The organism is Alphaproteobacteria bacterium, assembly GCA_035625915.1.
Lineage (GTDB): Bacteria > Pseudomonadota > Alphaproteobacteria > JACZXZ01 > JACZXZ01 > DATDHA01.
The window spans coordinates 18,048-35,344 of the sequence record DASPOR010000165.1; the positions used below are offsets into that span (position 1 = coordinate 18,048).

Here is a 17,297-nt window from a genome sequence, read left to right on the forward strand (position 1 = left end):
CAGACTAGCCAGCGCGCAAAAGGATCAGGGCCGCCGAAGCTGCGAGCGGGCTCAAGGCCGTCGAGGCGATCACAAGTGTGGTGGAGAGGGTTTCCTTGACGCCGAACTCTGCTGCGACGATCGAAAGCAGCACGCCGACGGGCGTGCAAGCGCCAACCACGAGGAGTTCGATGAGCTCCCTCGGCAAATTCAGGAAATAAGCCGCGACGAAGGTAAGGAGAGGGGCGGCCCCCAGGCGCAGGACGAGCCCGAGCCCAAGGCCGCGCGTGGAACTTAGCGGCCGCGCCGCGCAGAGCTGCGCGCCAAGCGCAATCAACGCCATTGGCGTGAGGGCGCTGCCGCAAATCCTGAGCGGAAGGCCGATCGGCTCGGGCAACGCCAGACCGCTCATCTTGATTGCGAGGCCCAGGATCACCGCCGGCACGAGTGGGGTGCGAAACACTTCCCTCGCAAGTCGTCCGATCCCGACCTCGCCGCGCCCGAGTAGGGGAACGCCCACGATCAGGAGAAGTGTGGTGTGAAGGCTGACCATCACTGCCTGCTGGGGTACCACCGCGACACCGAAGGCGAGTTGGACAAGCGGGATGCCATAGTTGCCCGAATTCGGAAATGCCGTGCCGAGTGCCACGACGGTGCGCGCACTTTCGGAAAGGCCTGCGGCCGTCGCGGCAAGCCATCCGACGGCGAGAAGGACGAAGAATTGGCCGACGGTGAACCAGGCGGCCGCGCCGACGCTTGCTAACGGTACGGGTGCTGTCGCGAGGTTGTAGACAAGAAACGAGGGCAGGACGGCATAGACGACGATTCGGTTGAGCGTCACGACGTCGACCGAGACGCGCTGTCTGAGGAGGTAACCGACCGCGATCAGGAGCACCATCGGGATCGTGATCCCGGTCAACACGTCGAAAAGCAGGGTCATGGACGAGAACTCCGCCGGCGCCCTGGCGTACTCGGTCGCCAGGGCGTGCTGGAAAAGGAAAGGTGGATCGCCGCGGCGGGGCCGGCCCTATCGATCCCCGGCCGGGTGCTTGCGGATAATGGGGAGACGCAACGTCGACCTTAGATTTCCAGGAGCCGCCCGAAGCCGGGAACCGGATCCTTGTAACCGGCGAGGCGCAGGCTATGCCAGGCCATGGCGTGGTTGCTGGAGGTCACCGGTTTGCCGAGTTTCGCCTCGATCGACGCCACATGCTCGGCCAGCCGCACGCTCGTGCACGAGACGAAAACAGCATCCACGGCCGGGTTCCGGCCAAGCTCGAGCGCTGCCGCCTCGACCGAAGCGGGTGTTATCCGGGCAACTTCGTTGTCGTATTCATTGTTGAACGAGCCCATGACCGGGACAGCGACGCCGCGCGCCTCGATGTAGCGGCGCATCATCCGATTGATTTCGTCCGCGTAGGGCGTCAACAGGGCGATGCGCCGAGCGTCGAGGGTCTTGAGGGCCACGAGGGCGGCGGTGATCGGCGTCGTGCAGGGAACATCCGGCCGGGCTTCGCGGATGCGGCGGAACACCGTCTCCTCTCCGATCACCATGGCGCCCGAGGTGCAGCCATAAGCGATGACGTCGAGCCGCTCGCCGGGTCGGATAAGTGCCGTCGCGTCCTTGAGGCCAACCTCCATCGAGGCCAGCATTTCCGGCGTCACTCGATTGCCGCTCAAGATGCGGCTCTCGTAAAAAGCAACGCCGTCGAGGGCGAGCATCTTGCGCCATTCGTGCTCGATCGTGTGGTCGGTCGCAAGCACGATGAGGCCGATCGCGGCGCGCGAGGCGATGCCTGCGTCGAGTTCGAAGGGGAGATGCATCCGGTTGACGAGAAGGCCGTCACTCTCCGCCGATGCCCTCAATGCCTGGCTCATGATGCGCTCCTTCGCCCTGTAACGATGTGCCCAGTACCGTCGTCCCTCATGACCGTGCCTGCGGCCGTCAACCCGTCGCTCGACGGGGCCACAACCTCGACCACTCACAAGCAGCGGTCCGAAATTAACCATCTGCTAATCAGATGCGCCATAATGCCGCATAACGGCCGCCTCGAAAAGTGTTGTGAGGCCAATGCTTCCTCGACTGTTTCACCGATCCGTCGCCGCCCGGAGAGCGCTCGAGTGCAAGGCGGATGAGCGGTGGTAGAAAAATTGTGTCAGCCGTGAATTTTTTATTGCATTCAAGGACGGGATACCTCATATCGACCGGGTTCTCGTGCCAACCGAGACATCTTCTGGTTTGGGGGAGTGTGAAATGTCCACGACTCGCTTCAAATTGGGGATGGACTTGGGGCTCGCGCAGCGCACAGCGAAGGCATCGGCGCCAGCGGTTATGCCCGACTTGTCCAGAACCGCGGCCGGTGCAAGCCCGGCGATTTTTATTGCTGACGACGATGCGCCGAAGGACTACTTCGTCACGCGCAACGGCAAGACTTTTGCCGGCACCCATCTGATCGTCGATCTTTCCGGCGCGGGCCATCTCGACGATGTGCCGTATATCGAGCGCGCGCTGATCGAGGCGGTCGAAGCGGCGGATGCGACTCTCCTCCATATCCACCTTCACCATTTCACGCCCAACGGCGGCGTCTCCGGTGTGGCGGTGCTGGCGGAATCGCACATCAGCATCCATACCTGGCCCGAGCGCGGCTTCGCGGCCCTCGATATCTTCATGTGCGGCCGGGCCAATCCGCACAAATCGATCCCGGTCCTCGAGCGAGCCTTCAAGCCCGAATCGCTCTCGGTGCAGGAATTTCTGCGCGGCGAAGTTCAGGGCGAGGCGGTCGCGGCTGAATAGACGACCGCTTTTGAATTCCGATCGCGGCGAGCCGGCCGAGCACCGTTGGCCGGCTCGTTTCGCGTCTGGGCTTTGCACCTGACATATCGTTTGCACGCCTTCTCGCACTGGTGCAGGTTATGCTCGCAAGTCCGATATGCCAGCGCCTGCATTCGATGCGCGCGTTGCAAAGGTCCGGGGCCGATGACTTGGTCGATTGTCGCTCATGACGCGAAGACCGGCGCATTCGCCGTCGCGGTTACCACGCGATTCTTTGCAGTCGGCGCTTTGTGTCCCCATGTGCAAAGCCACGTCGGCGCGGTCGCGACCCAAGCCCTTATCAATCCGCTCTATGGGCCAAGGGCATTGGCCCTGCTCTCGGACGAGGTCGATCCGACCGAGGCGATTCGGCAGCTCGTGGCACCGGACGACGGCCGCGAGGCGCGGCAGCTCCACATGATCGACCGGCGTGGCCGGATCGGCCAGCACACGGGCAAGAATTGCATCGGCTGGTGCGGGCATCTCAAGGGTGAGGGTTACGCCGTTGCCGGCAACATGCTTACGGGTGCCGCCGTCATCGAGGAAACCGCAAAGGCCTACGAGTCCGGCAAGGCGCTTCCCTTCGCCGAACGGCTGATGGTGGCACTCGGCGCGGGCCAGGTTGCGGGGGGGGACAAACGCGGCAAGCAGTCCGCGGCTTTGCGCATCCACACGAGCGAAACCTATCCTGCCCTCGACCTGAGGGTTGACGACCATCCCGACCCGCTCATCGAGCTTCGCCGCCTTTATGAGGTGAGCAAGCAAATCTTCCAGCCCTTCATGAAGTTCCTCCCGAGTGCTGCAAATCCCGCGGGGATCTACGACCGCGCCGTGATCGACGCCGAGCTTGCCCGGATCGCGGCCGTGAAGGGGTGAGGGGCCGATCCGCGATGGCGCTAGCCCCCCTCGAGCGGCGGGACAAGGGCGGAAGCGGCACGCCTGCGCTTCTCGACGTGCGCGACCTCAAGACCTACTTCCGCACCGACGAGGGTGAGCATCGCGCCGTCGACGGCGTCTCCTTCTCGGTTGCCGCCGGCCGAACCCTCGGCATCGTCGGGGAGTCCGGGTGCGGGAAGAGCGTCACGTCGCTCACGATCATGGGCCTCGTCCCGTGTCCGCCCGGGCGGATCGCCGGTGGCGAAGTGTTGTTCGAAGGCCGGGACTTGCTGAAGCTTCCGCAGGACCGGCTCAGCGAACTGCGCGGAAACGACATTTCCATGGTCTTCCAGGAACCGATGACGTCGCTCAACCCGGCCTTTACCGTGGGCGAGCAGATCGCCGAGGCGATCCGGCGCCACAAGCGCGTTCCAGCCCGTGAGGCGCGCGAGCGCGCGATCGAGATGCTCCGACGCGTGCGCATTCCGGCTGCCGAGCGGCGATTCGACGACTATCCGCACAAGCTTTCGGGCGGCATGCGTCAGCGGGTGATGATTGCCATGGCGCTCGCCTGCGACCCCAAACTTCTGATCGCGGACGAACCGACAACCGCACTCGATGTCACGATCCAGGCCCAGATCCTCGACCTCATGCGCGAGCTTCGCGAGGCGTTCGGCACGGCGATCGTCATGATTACCCACGATCTCGGCGTGATCGCCGAAATCGCGGACGAGGTGATCGTGATGTACGCGGGGAAAGTCGTCGAGCAAGCGCCGGTCGCAACACTTTTCGAGGACCCCCAGCATCCCTATACGATCGGGCTTCTCGGCGCTCTTCCGAATCTGCACGACGACCAGGCACGGCTCGCCACGATCGAGGGTGCGGTGCCCAATCCGCTGGCGATGCCCGAAGGCTGCAGCTTCAATCCGCGCTGTCCATTCGCCGATGGGGAATGCCGCAAGGCATCCCCCGCCCTTGCCGAAGCCGCACCCGGCCACCTTGCCGCCTGCCTCAAGGCGCCCCTTGCGGAGGGTGTCCGGTGACGGCATCCGTTCCGCGTATGGAGCACGCCGGCGGTGCCGCACCGCTTTTGCAGGTCGACGGCCTCGTGAAGCATTTCGCGGCACGCCGGGACATTCTCGGCCGCGCACGCGGTGCGATCAGGGCGGTCGACGCGGTCGATTTCAGTGTCATGCCGGGGGAGACCCTGGCGCTCGTCGGCGAAAGCGGGTGCGGCAAGTCGACGACGGGCCGTCTCGTCCTACGGCTCATCGAACCGGATGCCGGCGCCATTCGCTTCGACGGCCTTAACGTCCTGGGGCTGACGAGTGCGGAAATGCGCGCACTCCGCCGCAACATGCAAATCGTCTTCCAGGACCCCTACGCATCGCTCAACCCGCGCATGACCGTCGGCCAGATGCTGGCCGAGCCGCTAGCGGTCCACGGCTTGGCCGCGGGGGCCGAGCGGGAGGAACGTGTTGCGGAACTTCTTCGCGTCGTGGGCTTGGCACCCCATCATGCCCGGCGCTACCCCCATGAGTTCTCGGGCGGCCAGCGTCAGCGGATCGGCATCGCCCGAGCACTCGCGGTCGAGCCCAAACTTCTTGTCTGCGACGAGCCCGTCTCGGCCCTCGACGTTTCCGTTCGGGCGCAAGTCGTCAACCTCCTCAAGGATCTCCAGTCCCGGTTCGCCCTGAGCTACATCTTCATCTCGCACGACCTGGCACTCGTGAAGCACATCGCGGACCGGGTCGCGGTCATGTATCTCGGCAAGATCGTCGAGCTGGCCCATAAGAATTCGCTTTTCGCAGCACCGCACCATCCATATACCCAGGCGCTTTTGTCGGCGATCCCGCTGCCCGAGCCGCGACATGTCCGTCAGCGCATGATGCTCGAGGGCGACGTACCGAGCGCCCATGCGGTTCCACCCGGCTGCCGGTTCCATACGCGTTGCCCTCACGCACAGGAACGCTGTCGCACCGACGCGCCGGCATTCAGCGATGACGGCAGCGGGCATTTCACCGCCTGCCATTTTTGGCGCGAAATTCCAACACCACCCGGGCTTGCCGCTCATGACGGCGACCAAGTGCGGAACGCACGGCTCGAGCGGCTTCAAGCCTATTTCACCCAAGGCAAAATCGAGGGAAGCAGCGTATGATCGGCGGCATCGGAAGTTCCTCGCGATGCGACGGCGAGGCCGCCTAGATCAACCCGGGAGGCAGCGGAGTCCAACGAGAACACAGGGAGGCATGCAATGCGCGGGATCGTTAAATTCGTCGTGACCCTTGGCCTTACGGCGGCGCTCTTCGGCACCGCCGATGCCAAGACGCTGCGCATCGGGCTCGCCGAGGATCCGGACATCCTCGATCCGACCTTGGCGCGCACGTTCGTGGGGCGCATCGTGTTCGCCTCGCTCTGCGACAAGCTGTTCGAGATCACGCCCGATCTCAAGATCGTGCCGCAGCTTGCGACCGGATACGAATGGTCGGCGGACAACAAGACGCTCACGATCAAATTGCGCCAGGGTGTCGTGTTCCATGACGGCGAGCAATTCGACGCCCAGGCGGCGAAATTCAGTCTCGAGCGCCATCTCAACATGCAGGGCTCGAACCGCAAGGCTGAAATCAGCGCCGTGCAAAGTGTCGACGCCGTCGACGACAATACGATCCGCCTCAACCTCTCGAAACCCTTTGCACCGCTGCTCGCGGCCCTGACCGACCGCGCCGGCATGATGGTTTCGCCCAAGGCCGCCCAGGCGGAAGCCGGGAATTTCGGCGCCGCCCCCGTGTGCGCCGGCCCCTACAAATTCGTCGAGCGCGTGGCGCAAGACCACATCACCCTGGCCAAGTTCGACAATTATTGGAACAAGGATGCCTTCCACGTCGACCAGGTCGAATTTCGTACGATCATCGATAACCCGGCTCGATTAGCCAACCTCGAATCCGGCAGCCTCGACATGATCGAGCGCCTGCCGCCGACGGACGTGCCGACCGTGCGCAAGGACTCGAAGCTTCAAATCGCAAGCATCACCGAACTCGGCTACCAGAGCATCGAGTTCAACACCAACAACGGACCCATGGCGCAGAGCCCGATCGGGCAGGACCCGCGCCTGCGCGAGGCATTCGAGCTTGCAATCGATCGAGATGCGCTCAACCAAGTCGTCTTCAACGGCGAGTTCACGCCGGGAAACCAGTGGGTCGCACCCGGGAATCCTTATTATGCCAAGGATTTTCCAGTTCCCAAACGCGACGTCGAGAAAGCCAAGGCGCTATTGAAGGCGGCGGGGCATCCCAATCTCGAGGTCACGATGATGACGCCGACGACCCAGGAACCTCAAGCGGTCGCCCAGGTCATCCAGGCCATGGTCAAGGAAGCGGGCATCGACCTCAAGATCCAGTCGGTCGAATTCGCGACTTCGCTCGATCGCGCCGAAAAAGGCGATTTCGAGGCCTACCTGATCGGCTGGAGCGGGCGGAGCGATCCCGACGGCAATATCTACAATTTCGTCGCCTGCAAGGCTCCGCTCAACGACGGGCACTATTGCAACCCCGAACTCGACAAGGTTCTGGACGAATCCCGTGCGTCGAGCGATCCGGCCGCCCGCGCCAAGGTCTATGAAAAGGTCGCCGCGATCGTGCTGAACGAGCGGCCGTGGATTTTCCTTTACCATCGCAAATGGATTTGGGGCTTGACCAAGAATGTCGACGGTTACACCCCCTACCCCGACGGTCTCATTCGCCTTGCCGGAGTGAACTTGAAATAGGACTGGCAGTGGGGGTTCCGCCGACAGGGGCCAGCCCGAGCGAAGCCTTCGGCGTCGCCGCCAGGCAATTCCGATGATCGCTTTCCTCGCCCGCCGTCTGCTGATCGCGATCCCGACGCTTTTCTTCGCTTCGATCATCGTCTTCGGCCTCCAGCAACTCCTTCCGGGCGATCCTGCATTAGCGCTTGCGGGCGAGGATCGGGACCCGGCGGTGATCGCCTATTTTCACGCCAAGTATCACTTGGACGAGCCGCTCCCCGTGCGCTACGGCCTGTGGGTGAGGGACGTCTTTCGCGGCGATCTCGGCGAATCGATTCGGATCAAAGAGCCCGTGGGCAAGCTCGTGCTCGAAAAGCTGCCGGTGACGCTCGAGCTCGGCACCGTCGCGTTTCTGATCGCTCTTTCGATCGGCATACCCGCAGGCATCGTCTCCGCCGTCCGCAGGGGCACAGTGTGGGACTACGGCGCCAATGTCTTCGCACTTTGGGGCATCTCGACGCCGAATTTCTGGCTCGGGATCATGCTGATCCTCCTGCTCTCCGTCGATCTCGGCTGGCTGCCCGCATCGGGATTCGTCCCACCCTCGGAGGACCTCGCCGAAAACCTGCGTACGATCGTCATGCCTGCATTCGTGCTCGGCAATGCCGTCGCCGCCGTGATCATGCGGCACACGCGAAGTGCGATGCTCCAGGTGTTGAGTGCCGACTACGTTCGCACGGCACGCGCCAAGGGTCTTCCGGAGCGCGTTGTGGTGCTGCGCCACAGCTTGCGCAACGCGCTCATTCCCGTGATCACGCTGGGTGCGCTCGAATTCGGCCAGCTTCTGTCCGGTGCCGTGCTCACGGAGCAGGTCTTCACCATTCCCGGCTTCGGTAAGCTGATCGTCGATGCCGTGTTCAATCGCGATTATGCGGTCGTGCAGGGTGTCGTGTTGGTCACCGCAACCATTTACATCTTCCTCAACGTTTGTGCGGACTTCGCCTACTTCCTGGTAAATCCGCGCCTCAGGGCCTAGTGGCGATGACGACCGTCCAGCAAGCGAAAAGCCGAGGGCTGCAGGAACTGAGCCCCTTCGGTCAGGCGATGCGGCGGCTGCTCCGACACCCGAGCGCCGTGTTCGGCGGTGCGGTGGTCGTGTTCTTCGTCGCGATCGCGATCGCCGCCCCCTGGGTCTCGCCCTACGACCCCCTCAAGACGAGCTTTTCCGCCGTGCGCAAGGCGGCGACGCTGGCGCATATCTTCGGCACCGATGAAATCGGCCGTGACGTATTGAGCCGCGTGATATTCGGCGCCCGCGCTTCGCTACTCGCAGGTGTCGTCTCGGTTGCGATCGCGGTCGGGCTCGGCGTGCCGATCGGGCTCGTCTCCGGTTACGCCGGCCGATGGGTTGACGGCATCCTCATGCGCATCACGGACGCCATGCTGGCCTGCCCGTTCCTCATTCTCGCGATCGCCTTTGCCGCATTCCTCGGACCAAGCCTCACCAACGCGATGATCGCGATCGGCGTCTCGGTCATGCCGATTTTCATGCGCCTCACTCGTGCCCAGACTCTCTCGGTCAAGGTCGAGGACTATGTCGAGGCGGCCAAGGCGCTCGGCAATCCCCATTGGCGCATTCTCCTGCGTCACATCCTGCCCAACGTATTGCCGCCTCTGATGGTGCAGGCGACCCTCGCGATCGCGCAGGCGATCATCGCGGAAGCGAGCCTCTCCTTTCTCGGACTAGGCCAGCAGCCGCCGGCCCCCAGTTGGGGCAGCATGCTCAACACCGCCAAGAATTTTCTCGACAACGCGCCGTGGATGGCACTCTGGCCCGGCGTCGCAATCTTCCTCGTGGTGCTCGCGTTCAATCTGCTCGGCGACGGCCTGCGCGACGCACTCGACCCTCGGCGCAAGTGATGCGCCGGGCTCAGGCGGAATCCTCGAAAAGATAACCATCCTGTAGTAAGTCATTTTGGTAACGCCTACTAGATATTGTGTTACAATAAGGTGGGATTGCTGAGGCGCTTCATGTGGAAGAAAAGAGAGCGGCGAGCGGGCTGTATGTTCTTGCTGATTGCGTCGGCGAGTGCCTCTCTTTGGCTCGCCGGCTGTGCAAATGGCTCGGATAGCGCAGGTACCCCCAGCACTTCCGTATCCGGGGCCGCGCAAGGGGGTCAATTTGCCGGCGTCGCCTTGCCGTCGAGCTATACGCTCGACTCCGGCAAGAGCCTTGCCCTTGGCGTCGGCGAGCGTTGGATCGGGCGGATCGTCTTCACGAGCAGCACGTCGAGCCGCGATATGTTCGATTTCTACCGCAGCGAAATGCCGAAATTCGGCTGGAACGAGGGGGCCGTGGTGCAGTCGGAAACGAGTATCCTCACCTTCGATTCGCCTGCAACCGAGCGGACAGCCATTGTCCAAATCAGTTCACGTACGCTCGGCGGCGCCTACGTCGAAATGGTCGTATCGCCCACCGCATCGAGTGCGGCCGGGTCCAACACAACTCAAGGTTACAGCAACAATTCGTCCAGCCGGCCCGTCCCCGCAACAAAGCCGGCGGCCCGACCGCCTGCCGTGAGCGCTCAACCGTTGCAATAACTTCCGGTCGTTCTACAAAAGATTGTATGTCGCTGGCGCCGCACAATTTCCTGGCACCTGGAGCCTCGAAATTCGCGTGCGGCATGCGTCAGAGTAAGTTCAGGCCACTCGCTCCATGCGAATGTCACAAATCTTTTCGATTGCCTCGTGCAAACAGAAAAAATTAGTGCCAGAATTATGATAGTTGGCTTGCTGAGGATTTGTCATGTCCAGGGAAATCTTACGATTTGCCGCGCAAGGCAATATCGAGGTTGACACGACAACGCGAACTCTCCGGGCCTCATCGAAGAGGGTGTTGACGTATTTCGGCTTGAACGGCCGCAAGATCACGCCGAAGGAGGCCAGTCTCAGGAAGAGGGCGCGGCGCGATCTTGAAAGCTTTGTGAGCGAGCGCTTTGGCGCGGGCAAGCCGGGTTGGACGTGGGTCGGCCCGGACGGCAGGAAGATCAAGGCCTGAGTTCCGTGTCGTAACGCGGTGTTGCAACACCGGGTTGTCTTACCTGCAACCGAGTTCGGGTGTTGATTTGGCCGCAAGGCCATTCGCGAGTCGAGGGTTTCAGGCGCAGTACGCTACCTAGAAGGCCGCGTTCACGTTATTGAAATCGGCGATCAGCGCATTGCCGATTGTGCCCAATACGGCAAACAACACGGTCGCGATCAGGAGCGCGATCAGGCCGTATTCGATCACCGTGGCGCCGGACTCGTCGCGAAGAAGACGGCTCATCAATCCACCCATGCCACGCTCCATGATGCAAGCGCCCCGCCGCACGCTCCGCGAATCGATTCCTGTGTCCACCAATATTGCTACAATAAAAGTTTATATTCAGTAAATAAAGAATCGGCAATTTTCCTGAAATTGTCTCGATATTTTTCTAAAACTTTCGAAAATGTCTAATATTCGTGCCATACGCACGCTTTTCGACCGACAATGCGACGACATAAGGGGTGCGCCACCGCACCTCGCTATAAGACGATTTACAGCGAGGCCATGAGTGCGGCGAATTCCTCGGGATACGCGATACCGGCGGCGATCGAGAGAGCGGCGAGCCCGATGAGAAGCAGGACCGCGGGTATCGCTTTTCGCCGGACCGACCCGTGCCGTGCGTGCAATTCGCTTGCGACCGGCATGTCGCGCGGCACGGATGCAGCCGGCGGAACGCGTTGGGTATGGGAGTGTGTCGCGGTTTTCATCATGGGCTGCCATTTCGTTCGTTGGCTTTTGAGCGAACGAGCGCCGGCCGCTGCCGGGCGGGGTCGATCGGCCGGTACGGTCCCGCCCTTTAATGTGGCGAATTTTGGATTCGCCACACGAGGTGCCGAAATCGCTATGCCAAGTATCGAACGGATCGGCGCGCAAAGATGTGAGGCCGTTCACAACCTCGCCAAACGAGGTTCCGAGTCTCTGGCCGTGAATGTTCGAGGGTTCGCGGCGCGATGGGTAAGTGCTGCGGATTTCCGGCCGCTATCGCGTTGCCTGCTTACGGGCGGACGACGCGAGATTGATTTGCCGGGAGCGGTCCCGGCCAGTCGCGTTCCGCTCCCGACTGCGAACGGTCGATCGTGTCAACGCGGCCCGCGGTCGGGCCCGGAACCCGATACGGGATAAATGGCGAAGGTGGTCTTGCCGGCGTCCGTGCTTTGGTTACCCGCGAGATATGCTGAGTTCGCCACTTGCTGGTCGCCTGCGACGGGCTGATCGGCGACCAAGGACTTGAGTGGGCGGTTGGCGGGCTTCTTGTGCAGCGAAGCCGTGTGCTTGTGGGGGGGCGCTTCGGGTGTGGCCACCGCCGCTTGGGCCGCTACAACGGGCTTTTCGACGGGGACTGGCGCGAGCTGATCGTCCTCGAGTCGATCGAGACGCGTCACTTGATGAAGGATCTGGATGGCACTCTCATCGGGATCTGCATTCGCGTCGGAATACGCCAACTGAGGGGCTGCGATAAAAGCCGAAACCACCGCACCGAGACCCGCCCCAAACGCCAACCCACCGAGAAATCGCCACATTTTCATTCTCCTAGAGTTGATGGCTTCGTATGGCTTCATCGATATCAGGGCTTGGTTAAAATGTGGTTAACGGACGGCCGGTTGCGACACGGATTGCGTGCAGATTTGGAGCGGATTCGGCAGCCGCGAGTTGTGACTGCTTTACCGCAACGGCGCTGCTTGCGTAGCGCGGTCGTCTGAGGTGGCCGATCGCGTCGCCGCCTGCGTTCAAGCGGTGAATGTAGGGCCTAGTTTGGCTAAACCGAATCTCGCCCAATCTGGTGGTGCGCGCGTGAGCGAATTTCGGATTAGGCCCCAGATCAGAGGCCCGTTTGGGGAAGGAGCTTGGTGCCGTCTATCATGCGGGAATACCGGAAGGGCTGCGGATCGACGATCGGCGGATCGCCGGCGATGAGGTCGGCGGCGAGTCGGCCGGCTGCGGGTGCGATGCCGAAGCCATGTCCGCTGAAGCCGGTTGCAAGATAGAGCCCCGGCAGACCGTCGATCGGCGAGATCACAGGAATCGCGTCGGGCACGGTCTCGATCATCCCGGCCCAGGTTTCCACGATCTTGGCGTCGCGCATCGCCGGGTAGGCCGCCTTGAAGTTGGTGAATGCGGTTTCGAGAACCCCGTGATCGGGAACGGGATCGAGCACGCGGGTGCGCTCGAAGGGCGAAACCTGGTCGAGCGCCCAATGCCGAGGTACCTGGAGTCCCTCGAAAAAGGCGCGTCCGAACTTGACCTTGATGCCGTTGCGCTCTTGCCGGTAAGCCGGCCAAAAGGCCTGCAGATAACGAAAGGCGTCGGGCGTCAAATGGAAGATCGCGTGCCCGCGCAGCCCGACCGTGTAGCCGCCGTCGAGCCGCCGGCGAAAGCCGAAGTTCGGGGCGCTGACCGGCGCGTCGCCGATCTCGGGTGCGGGTCCGGTCCGCATGACCGAGGCGAGGACGCTCAACTGAGGCAGGTCGAATCCGTGCCGGCGACAAAAAAGCGACGACCACGCCCCGGCAGCGCACAGCACGGCGCGCGCGCGAATGGCGCCCTTTTCGGTCACGACGGCCGACACGGCGCCACCCTCGGTCTCGAGGCCGCGGGCAGCACAGTTCTGATGGAACGTAACACCGAGCTTGCGGGCCGCCTCCGCGATCGCGGGTGCTGCCTTCGACGGCTCGGCCCGACCGTCGCTCGGCGTGTGCAGGCCGCCCACCCATTTTTCCTCGCAGCCCGGCGTCATGGCCTGCACCTCGGCCGTATTCAATAGCCGGGTATGGACCTGATACTGACGCGCCTGGTCCACCCAGCGTTCCCAACGGGCAAGCTGCGCTTCGTCCTTCGTCACGTAAAGAAGGCCGCTCCGGCGGAATCCGGTCTCGGCCCCGAGCTGCTGGTTGAGTCCATCCCAGAACGTCAAGGCTTCCCTGACAAGCGGGATTTCCCGCGTATCGCGCCCCGTCTGCCGGCACCAACCCCAGTTGCGGCTCGATTGCTCGCCGCCGACCCGGCCCTTCTCGACCACCGCGACCGTATGGCCCTTCTTCGCGAGATTATACGCCGCGACACAGCCGATAATGCCGCCGCCGATGATGACGGCGTCGACAGTGGCCGGAAGCTTATCGTCGCTCTTGACCGCATCGACAGGCGGGGACATCCACGCGCTCCTTTCAGGAAGATTCTGCGATTGAACGAGTGCCGCAATCTTCCAAATGGGAGCGACAGCCGTCAATCGAATTCGCGCGCATTACGGCGCCGGCGCCAAATGCATATTCCCTTACTCGTCACACTGAACTAAGGTGCGTCCCGTCGTAGAATTTCGCGAGGAATGAGCGCTGCGCCGGTCGGGATTTGGTGTTCCGAGGGGCGAGGAATCGGGACGTTTCAATGATTGTCAGCAGGACGCCGTTTCGCATCTCCCTCTTTGGCGGCGGGACCGATTACCCCGCTTGGTTCCACGAGCACGGCGGTGCCGTGCTCGGCACGACGATCGACAAGTACTGCTACATCAGCGTCCGGCATTTGCCGCCGTTTTTCGAGCACCGCCACCGTATCGTCTATTCCAAGGTCGAGCTCGTTCGCGAGGTCGCCGAAGTGCAGCACCCGGCGGTGCGCGGCGTGCTGAGCGAGCTTGCGGTCGACGAGGGGCTCGAAATCCATCATGACGCCGATCTGCCGGCCCGCTCAGGCCTCGGCTCCTCGAGCGCATTCACGGTCGGCCTGATCAACGCGCTCCAGGCCATGCGTGGACGCATGGTGGCGAAGGAGGAGCTGAGCCGCGAGGCCATTCGCATCGAGCAAGACGTGCTCAAGGAAGCGGTCGGCTGCCAGGATCAGATCTGGGCGAGCTTCGGAGGGCTCAATCGCATCGATTTCAAACACGACGGAAGTTTTTCCGTGACGCCGATTATTCTCAAGGCCGAGCGACGCGATGAACTATGCAAATCGATGATGCTGTTTTTCACGGGCTTTTCGCGCTTCGCCTCCGATTTCGCTCAAGAGCAGCTCAACAATATCGGAAATCGCACCGGCCAGCTGCTTGCCATGCGCCAAATGGTCGATCGTGCCTCTGAGATCCTGCGCGACGAGAAAGCGCCGATCCGCGAGCTCGGCGAACTTCTCGACGAGGGCTGGCGCCTCAAACGCGAACTTGCGGACAATGTCTCCAATTCGAAGATCGACGAAATCTACGCCGCCGGGCTCGAGGCCGGGGCGGTCGGGGGAAAGCTCCTCGGAGCCGGCGGTGGCGGTTTCATCGTCTTTCTCGTCGAGCCCCACAAGCGCTCAGCCGTGCGCGATAAGCTCAACCGGCTCATCCACGTCACCTTCGGCTTCGATTCCGAAGGCAGCAAGATCGTGCTTTACCAGCCGAATGGGCTTTGACTGCGCCACACCCTGCCAAGGCGCGCGCGGCCTAATGGAGAATCCTGCCAAGTGACGGCCGGCGATCTCTCAACAAACCTCGACAAGGACGGCGTGTGGGGTGAGGTGCTTCACGACGCATGCCGAGGTGGGCCTGCCCTCTTCCTCGATCGCGACGGCGTGGTCGTCGAAGAAGTGGATTATCTCTCGCGCGTCGAGGACGTGGTCGTCATCGGGGGTGCGGCCGAAGTGATCGAGGCCGCCAACGCACGCGGCATACCGGTCGTCCTTGCAACGAACCAGGCGGGGATCGGGCGCGGATATTACGGCTGGCGGGAATTCGCGGCGGTGCAGGCGGTTATTTTGGGCGCACTTGGCGGCACCGGTGCGAGGATCGATGCGGTCTATGCCTGTCCGCATCATCCGGACGGCTTACCGCCTTACCGCCATCCGAATCATCCGGCGCGAAAACCGAATCCCGGAATGTTGCTGCGGGCCGCCAGGGAATTGAACCTCGATCTCGGCAAATCCTGGCTCATCGGCGACAAATCGTCGGATATCGAGGCGGCAAGGGCGGCGGGCCTCGCAGGCGCCCTTCACGTCCTGACCGGACACGGTGCCGAGCACCGTGACGTGGTCACGACCTTGGAAACAGCCGAATTCCGGCTTAGCCTCGGTCGGTCGATCGAGGATGCGTTTCTGTCCATCCCACTCCTTGCGCGCAATCAGCCCCTACGTCCTAAGACGACATCCCCAACCCGGCTCAAGAGACGCCGATAGAACGCATCCCCACGGCCGGGATAACGAACGATCGCGCGCAACGCGGGCCAAAGCGCTTGGGGGACGCGGCGGGAATGGTAGAGTGCGACCGCCCGCTCATAATCCAGGGATGAAAGGAAAAGACGCCGTTCGCGCGACGAGCGAGCCGCGATCGCCCGTTCATGGCGCTCGCGCATTTGCCGGGTGGAACGATCGACCGCCTCGACCGACGGCCAGCCCGCACCCGTATGAACGATCGCAAGAGGCTCTTCGAGATTCGCGATTGCATGAGACCGCGTGTATCGCAGGAGCCAATCCCAATCGTAGAGCCGGCGCATCGCTTCGTCGAAGAATCCCACCTCGTCGAAAATGGCGCGCCGCATCAGCGCGCACGATCCCATGCTGACCGTGCAGCCGCCGAGCAGATATCGGTGCCAGTCCCGTTGAGACGCGAGGGGTCGGATTTCTTGCCGGCCGAGCCGGTCGCGCTCGAGAATATAGCCGGTGATCGAGACCGCAACATCGCGCGGGCTCGCGTCCAGCCTTGCCACCTGGCGAGTCAATTTTCCGGGCAGCCACTCGTCGTCGCTATCGAGAAACGCGATATAGGCGCCGCCCGATTCGCGGATGCCGCGGTTGCGCGCCGCGGCAGAACCCTTGTTCGCTTCCTGTCGGATCAGGCGAAGAGGGCCGCCCGAATAGGGCGCGAGCGACCTCCCGAGATCGTCGGTCGATCCGTCGTCGACCAAGACGATTTCAAAATTCTTGAAATCTTGTCGCAGCACGCTTTCGAGCGAATTTGCGACGAGGGCTGCACGGTTATAGACCGGCATCACGACGCTGACACGGGGCTCGCCGGTCATGACAGGGATTCGCCGGACACGGCCTCGGGTCCGCGATCGAGACGCCGAACGGCATTTCTGAGCGACGCAAAACGCGGAATCCGCAGCATCCAGAGCGGTTGGCGCCGGAAAAGCCCAACGAGATCGAGAAGGGCCTTTGCGGGGTGCGATGCCCGGATGTCGGCGAGCACCAGCTTGATGCCCTCAAGCGCCTGCCAGGCATCGAATATGCGGCACTGGCCCTGGTCGCGAGTCGTGCCGCGAAATTCGATGGCCATGCGAATATGCTCCCGTGCGATCGATTCGATCTGGCGTGCCTGGGCATTGATCGTGGCGGAACCGTGGTGAAGCCGGTAGAGAACGGACGTTCGCGCGATGTGCCTTGCCTTGAGTCCCGCGATCGCGATGCGTGTCAGGAAATGACGGTCGGCCGAAATATAATAATCGTTTCTGAATTCGCCGATGCGTTCGAAGACACGCCGACGGAAGAAGCGCCCATTGAAACCGGGCGCGCCGAACAGCAGCTCGGGAAGCCAAAAACCATTCTCCCGCGCGTGGTCGCGGGCGACCACGACCCGGCGCGAGCCTCGCTCCCCCTCCTCGAATACGACCGTCCGCCCGACGACGACATCGAGCGACGGGTCGTCCGCAAAGGCTTGGCCAACGATGGAAAGAATTCCAGCGGGGTAAATGTCGTCGGTATTGAGAAAGCCGACGACCTCTCCGCTTGCGCGCCGGATGCCCTTGTTCATGGCGTCGTGAGCGCCCGCGTCGGGTTCGCATATAACGCGCAAGCTCGCATGGCTTCGGAGAATATCGAGCGTTCCGTCCGTCGACCCTGCGTCGAGC

Annotated in this window: 19 protein-coding genes; 11 read left to right on the top strand and 8 right to left on the bottom strand. The window is 62.7% G+C overall.

Translation table 11 applies throughout. The features are described 5' to 3' along the window. Positions 1 to 4 precede the first annotated feature (4 nt). On the bottom strand, positions 5 to 919 hold the full coding sequence (locus VEJ16_12730; protein ID HYB10526.1) for an AEC family transporter: 915 nt from the start codon (positions 917 to 919) through the stop codon (positions 5 to 7). Positions 920 to 1,059: 140 nt separating this feature from the next. Beyond that, positions 1,060 to 1,803: an Asp/Glu racemase gene (locus VEJ16_12735; protein HYB10527.1), complete on the bottom strand. Its 744-nt coding sequence runs from the start codon at positions 1,801 to 1,803 to the stop codon at positions 1,060 to 1,062. Positions 1,804 to 2,311: 508 nt separating this feature from the next. Here VEJ16_12735 and speD point away from each other — a divergent pair. The 9 genes from speD to VEJ16_12780 all read left to right on the top strand — a co-directional run bounded on the left by speD (position 2,312) and on the right by VEJ16_12780 (position 10,467). Continuing rightward, positions 2,312 to 2,773, top strand: coding sequence for an adenosylmethionine decarboxylase (gene speD / locus VEJ16_12740; protein ID HYB10528.1), 462 nt, complete (start codon positions 2,312 to 2,314; stop codon positions 2,771 to 2,773). A 183-nt stretch (positions 2,774 to 2,956) separates the two neighbouring features. Beyond that, on the top strand, positions 2,957 to 3,667 hold the full coding sequence (locus VEJ16_12745) for a DUF1028 domain-containing protein (protein ID HYB10529.1): 711 nt from the start codon (positions 2,957 to 2,959) through the stop codon (positions 3,665 to 3,667). 14 nt (positions 3,668 to 3,681) lie between these two features. After that, positions 3,682 to 4,710, top strand: coding sequence for an ABC transporter ATP-binding protein (locus VEJ16_12750; protein ID HYB10530.1), 1,029 nt, complete (start codon positions 3,682 to 3,684; stop codon positions 4,708 to 4,710). Positions 4,711 to 4,727: 17 nt separating this feature from the next. Beyond that, positions 4,728 to 5,825, top strand: coding sequence for an oligopeptide/dipeptide ABC transporter ATP-binding protein (locus tag VEJ16_12755; GenBank protein HYB10531.1), 1,098 nt, complete (start codon positions 4,728 to 4,730; stop codon positions 5,823 to 5,825). 96 nt (positions 5,826 to 5,921) lie between these two features. Beyond that, positions 5,922 to 7,430 (top strand): ABC transporter substrate-binding protein, encoded by a 1,509-nt coding sequence (locus VEJ16_12760; protein HYB10532.1) that lies wholly within the window; start codon positions 5,922 to 5,924, stop codon positions 7,428 to 7,430. A gap of 73 nt (positions 7,431 to 7,503) precedes the next feature. Next, positions 7,504 to 8,445 carry an ABC transporter permease gene (locus VEJ16_12765; protein HYB10533.1) on the top strand — a complete coding sequence of 314 codons (942 nt, stop codon included), beginning with the start codon at positions 7,504 to 7,506 and terminating at the stop codon, positions 8,443 to 8,445. Between the two features lie 5 nt (positions 8,446 to 8,450). After that, positions 8,451 to 9,329, top strand: a complete 879-nt coding sequence (locus VEJ16_12770; GenBank protein ID HYB10534.1) for an ABC transporter permease — start codon at positions 8,451 to 8,453, stop codon at positions 9,327 to 9,329. 111 nt (positions 9,330 to 9,440) lie between these two features. After that, the gene (locus tag VEJ16_12775; GenBank protein HYB10535.1) at positions 9,441 to 10,010 is read left to right on the top strand and encodes a hypothetical protein; all 570 of its coding nucleotides are present in this window, start codon (positions 9,441 to 9,443) and stop codon (positions 10,008 to 10,010) included. A gap of 205 nt (positions 10,011 to 10,215) precedes the next feature. Further along, positions 10,216 to 10,467 carry a hypothetical protein gene (locus VEJ16_12780; protein ID HYB10536.1) on the top strand — a complete coding sequence of 84 codons (252 nt, stop codon included), beginning with the start codon at positions 10,216 to 10,218 and terminating at the stop codon, positions 10,465 to 10,467. 117 nt (positions 10,468 to 10,584) lie between these two features. On the opposite strand, the gene VEJ16_12785 is transcribed toward VEJ16_12780, so the two are convergent. The 4 genes from VEJ16_12785 to VEJ16_12800 all read right to left on the bottom strand — a co-directional run bounded on the left by VEJ16_12785 (position 10,585) and on the right by VEJ16_12800 (position 13,642). Beyond that, positions 10,585 to 10,734: a Flp family type IVb pilin gene (locus tag VEJ16_12785; protein ID HYB10537.1), complete on the bottom strand. Its 150-nt coding sequence runs from the start codon at positions 10,732 to 10,734 to the stop codon at positions 10,585 to 10,587. A 251-nt stretch (positions 10,735 to 10,985) separates the two neighbouring features. Continuing rightward, complete coding sequence (locus VEJ16_12790) at positions 10,986 to 11,204, bottom strand: hypothetical protein (GenBank protein HYB10538.1); 219 nt, start codon at positions 11,202 to 11,204, stop codon at positions 10,986 to 10,988. Between the two features lie 369 nt (positions 11,205 to 11,573). Next, on the bottom strand, positions 11,574 to 12,014 hold the full coding sequence (locus tag VEJ16_12795) for a hypothetical protein (protein HYB10539.1): 441 nt from the start codon (positions 12,012 to 12,014) through the stop codon (positions 11,574 to 11,576). A gap of 299 nt (positions 12,015 to 12,313) precedes the next feature. After that, complete coding sequence (locus VEJ16_12800) at positions 12,314 to 13,642, bottom strand: FAD-binding oxidoreductase (GenBank protein ID HYB10540.1); 1,329 nt, start codon at positions 13,640 to 13,642, stop codon at positions 12,314 to 12,316. A 230-nt stretch (positions 13,643 to 13,872) separates the two neighbouring features. On the opposite strand from VEJ16_12800, the gene VEJ16_12805 reads away from it, so the two are divergent. Next, positions 13,873 to 14,868 (top strand): kinase, encoded by a 996-nt coding sequence (locus tag VEJ16_12805; protein HYB10541.1) that lies wholly within the window; start codon positions 13,873 to 13,875, stop codon positions 14,866 to 14,868. Between the two features lie 51 nt (positions 14,869 to 14,919). Further along, on the top strand, positions 14,920 to 15,627 hold the full coding sequence (locus VEJ16_12810; protein HYB10542.1) for an HAD family hydrolase: 708 nt from the start codon (positions 14,920 to 14,922) through the stop codon (positions 15,625 to 15,627). Here VEJ16_12810 and VEJ16_12815 read toward each other — a convergent pair. Next, positions 15,573 to 16,469 (bottom strand): glycosyltransferase family 2 protein, encoded by an 897-nt coding sequence (locus VEJ16_12815; protein HYB10543.1) that lies wholly within the window; start codon positions 16,467 to 16,469, stop codon positions 15,573 to 15,575. The two genes, VEJ16_12810 and VEJ16_12815, sit on opposite strands and share 55 nt — an antisense overlap. Continuing rightward, a partial coding sequence (locus tag VEJ16_12820) for a glycosyltransferase (GenBank protein ID HYB10544.1) occupies positions 16,466 to 17,297 on the bottom strand: 832 nt, incomplete at its 5' end. The genes VEJ16_12815 and VEJ16_12820, both read right to left, overlap by 4 nt.

What these genes read in the sequence shown, in the direction of transcription:
- VEJ16_12730 (HYB10526.1), bottom strand. Translation starts at nt 919, where the DNA reads ATGACCCTGCTTTTCGACGTGTTGACCGGGATCACGATCCCGATGGTG.
- VEJ16_12735 (HYB10527.1), bottom strand. Translation starts at nt 1,803, where the DNA reads ATGCATCTCCCCTTCGAACTCGACGCAGGCATCGCCTCGCGCGCCGCG.
- speD (HYB10528.1), top strand. Translation starts at nt 2,312, where the DNA reads ATGCCCGACTTGTCCAGAACCGCGGCCGGTGCAAGCCCGGCGATTTTT.
- VEJ16_12745 (HYB10529.1), top strand. Translation starts at nt 2,957, where the DNA reads ATGACTTGGTCGATTGTCGCTCATGACGCGAAGACCGGCGCATTCGCC.
- VEJ16_12750 (HYB10530.1), top strand. Translation starts at nt 3,682, where the DNA reads ATGGCGCTAGCCCCCCTCGAGCGGCGGGACAAGGGCGGAAGCGGCACG.
- VEJ16_12755 (HYB10531.1), top strand. Translation starts at nt 4,728, where the DNA reads ATGGAGCACGCCGGCGGTGCCGCACCGCTTTTGCAGGTCGACGGCCTC.
- VEJ16_12760 (HYB10532.1), top strand. Translation starts at nt 5,922, where the DNA reads ATGCGCGGGATCGTTAAATTCGTCGTGACCCTTGGCCTTACGGCGGCG.
- VEJ16_12765 (HYB10533.1), top strand. Translation starts at nt 7,504, where the DNA reads ATGATCGCTTTCCTCGCCCGCCGTCTGCTGATCGCGATCCCGACGCTT.
- VEJ16_12770 (HYB10534.1), top strand. Translation starts at nt 8,451, where the DNA reads ATGACGACCGTCCAGCAAGCGAAAAGCCGAGGGCTGCAGGAACTGAGC.
- VEJ16_12775 (HYB10535.1), top strand. Translation starts at nt 9,441, where the DNA reads ATGTGGAAGAAAAGAGAGCGGCGAGCGGGCTGTATGTTCTTGCTGATT.
- VEJ16_12780 (HYB10536.1), top strand. Translation starts at nt 10,216, where the DNA reads ATGTCCAGGGAAATCTTACGATTTGCCGCGCAAGGCAATATCGAGGTT.
- VEJ16_12785 (HYB10537.1), bottom strand. Translation starts at nt 10,734, where the DNA reads ATGAGCCGTCTTCTTCGCGACGAGTCCGGCGCCACGGTGATCGAATAC.
- VEJ16_12790 (HYB10538.1), bottom strand. Translation starts at nt 11,204, where the DNA reads ATGATGAAAACCGCGACACACTCCCATACCCAACGCGTTCCGCCGGCT.
- VEJ16_12795 (HYB10539.1), bottom strand. Translation starts at nt 12,014, where the DNA reads ATGTGGCGATTTCTCGGTGGGTTGGCGTTTGGGGCGGGTCTCGGTGCG.
- VEJ16_12800 (HYB10540.1), bottom strand. Translation starts at nt 13,642, where the DNA reads ATGTCCCCGCCTGTCGATGCGGTCAAGAGCGACGATAAGCTTCCGGCC.
- VEJ16_12805 (HYB10541.1), top strand. Translation starts at nt 13,873, where the DNA reads ATGATTGTCAGCAGGACGCCGTTTCGCATCTCCCTCTTTGGCGGCGGG.
- VEJ16_12815 (HYB10543.1), bottom strand. Translation starts at nt 16,469, where the DNA reads ATGACCGGCGAGCCCCGTGTCAGCGTCGTGATGCCGGTCTATAACCGT.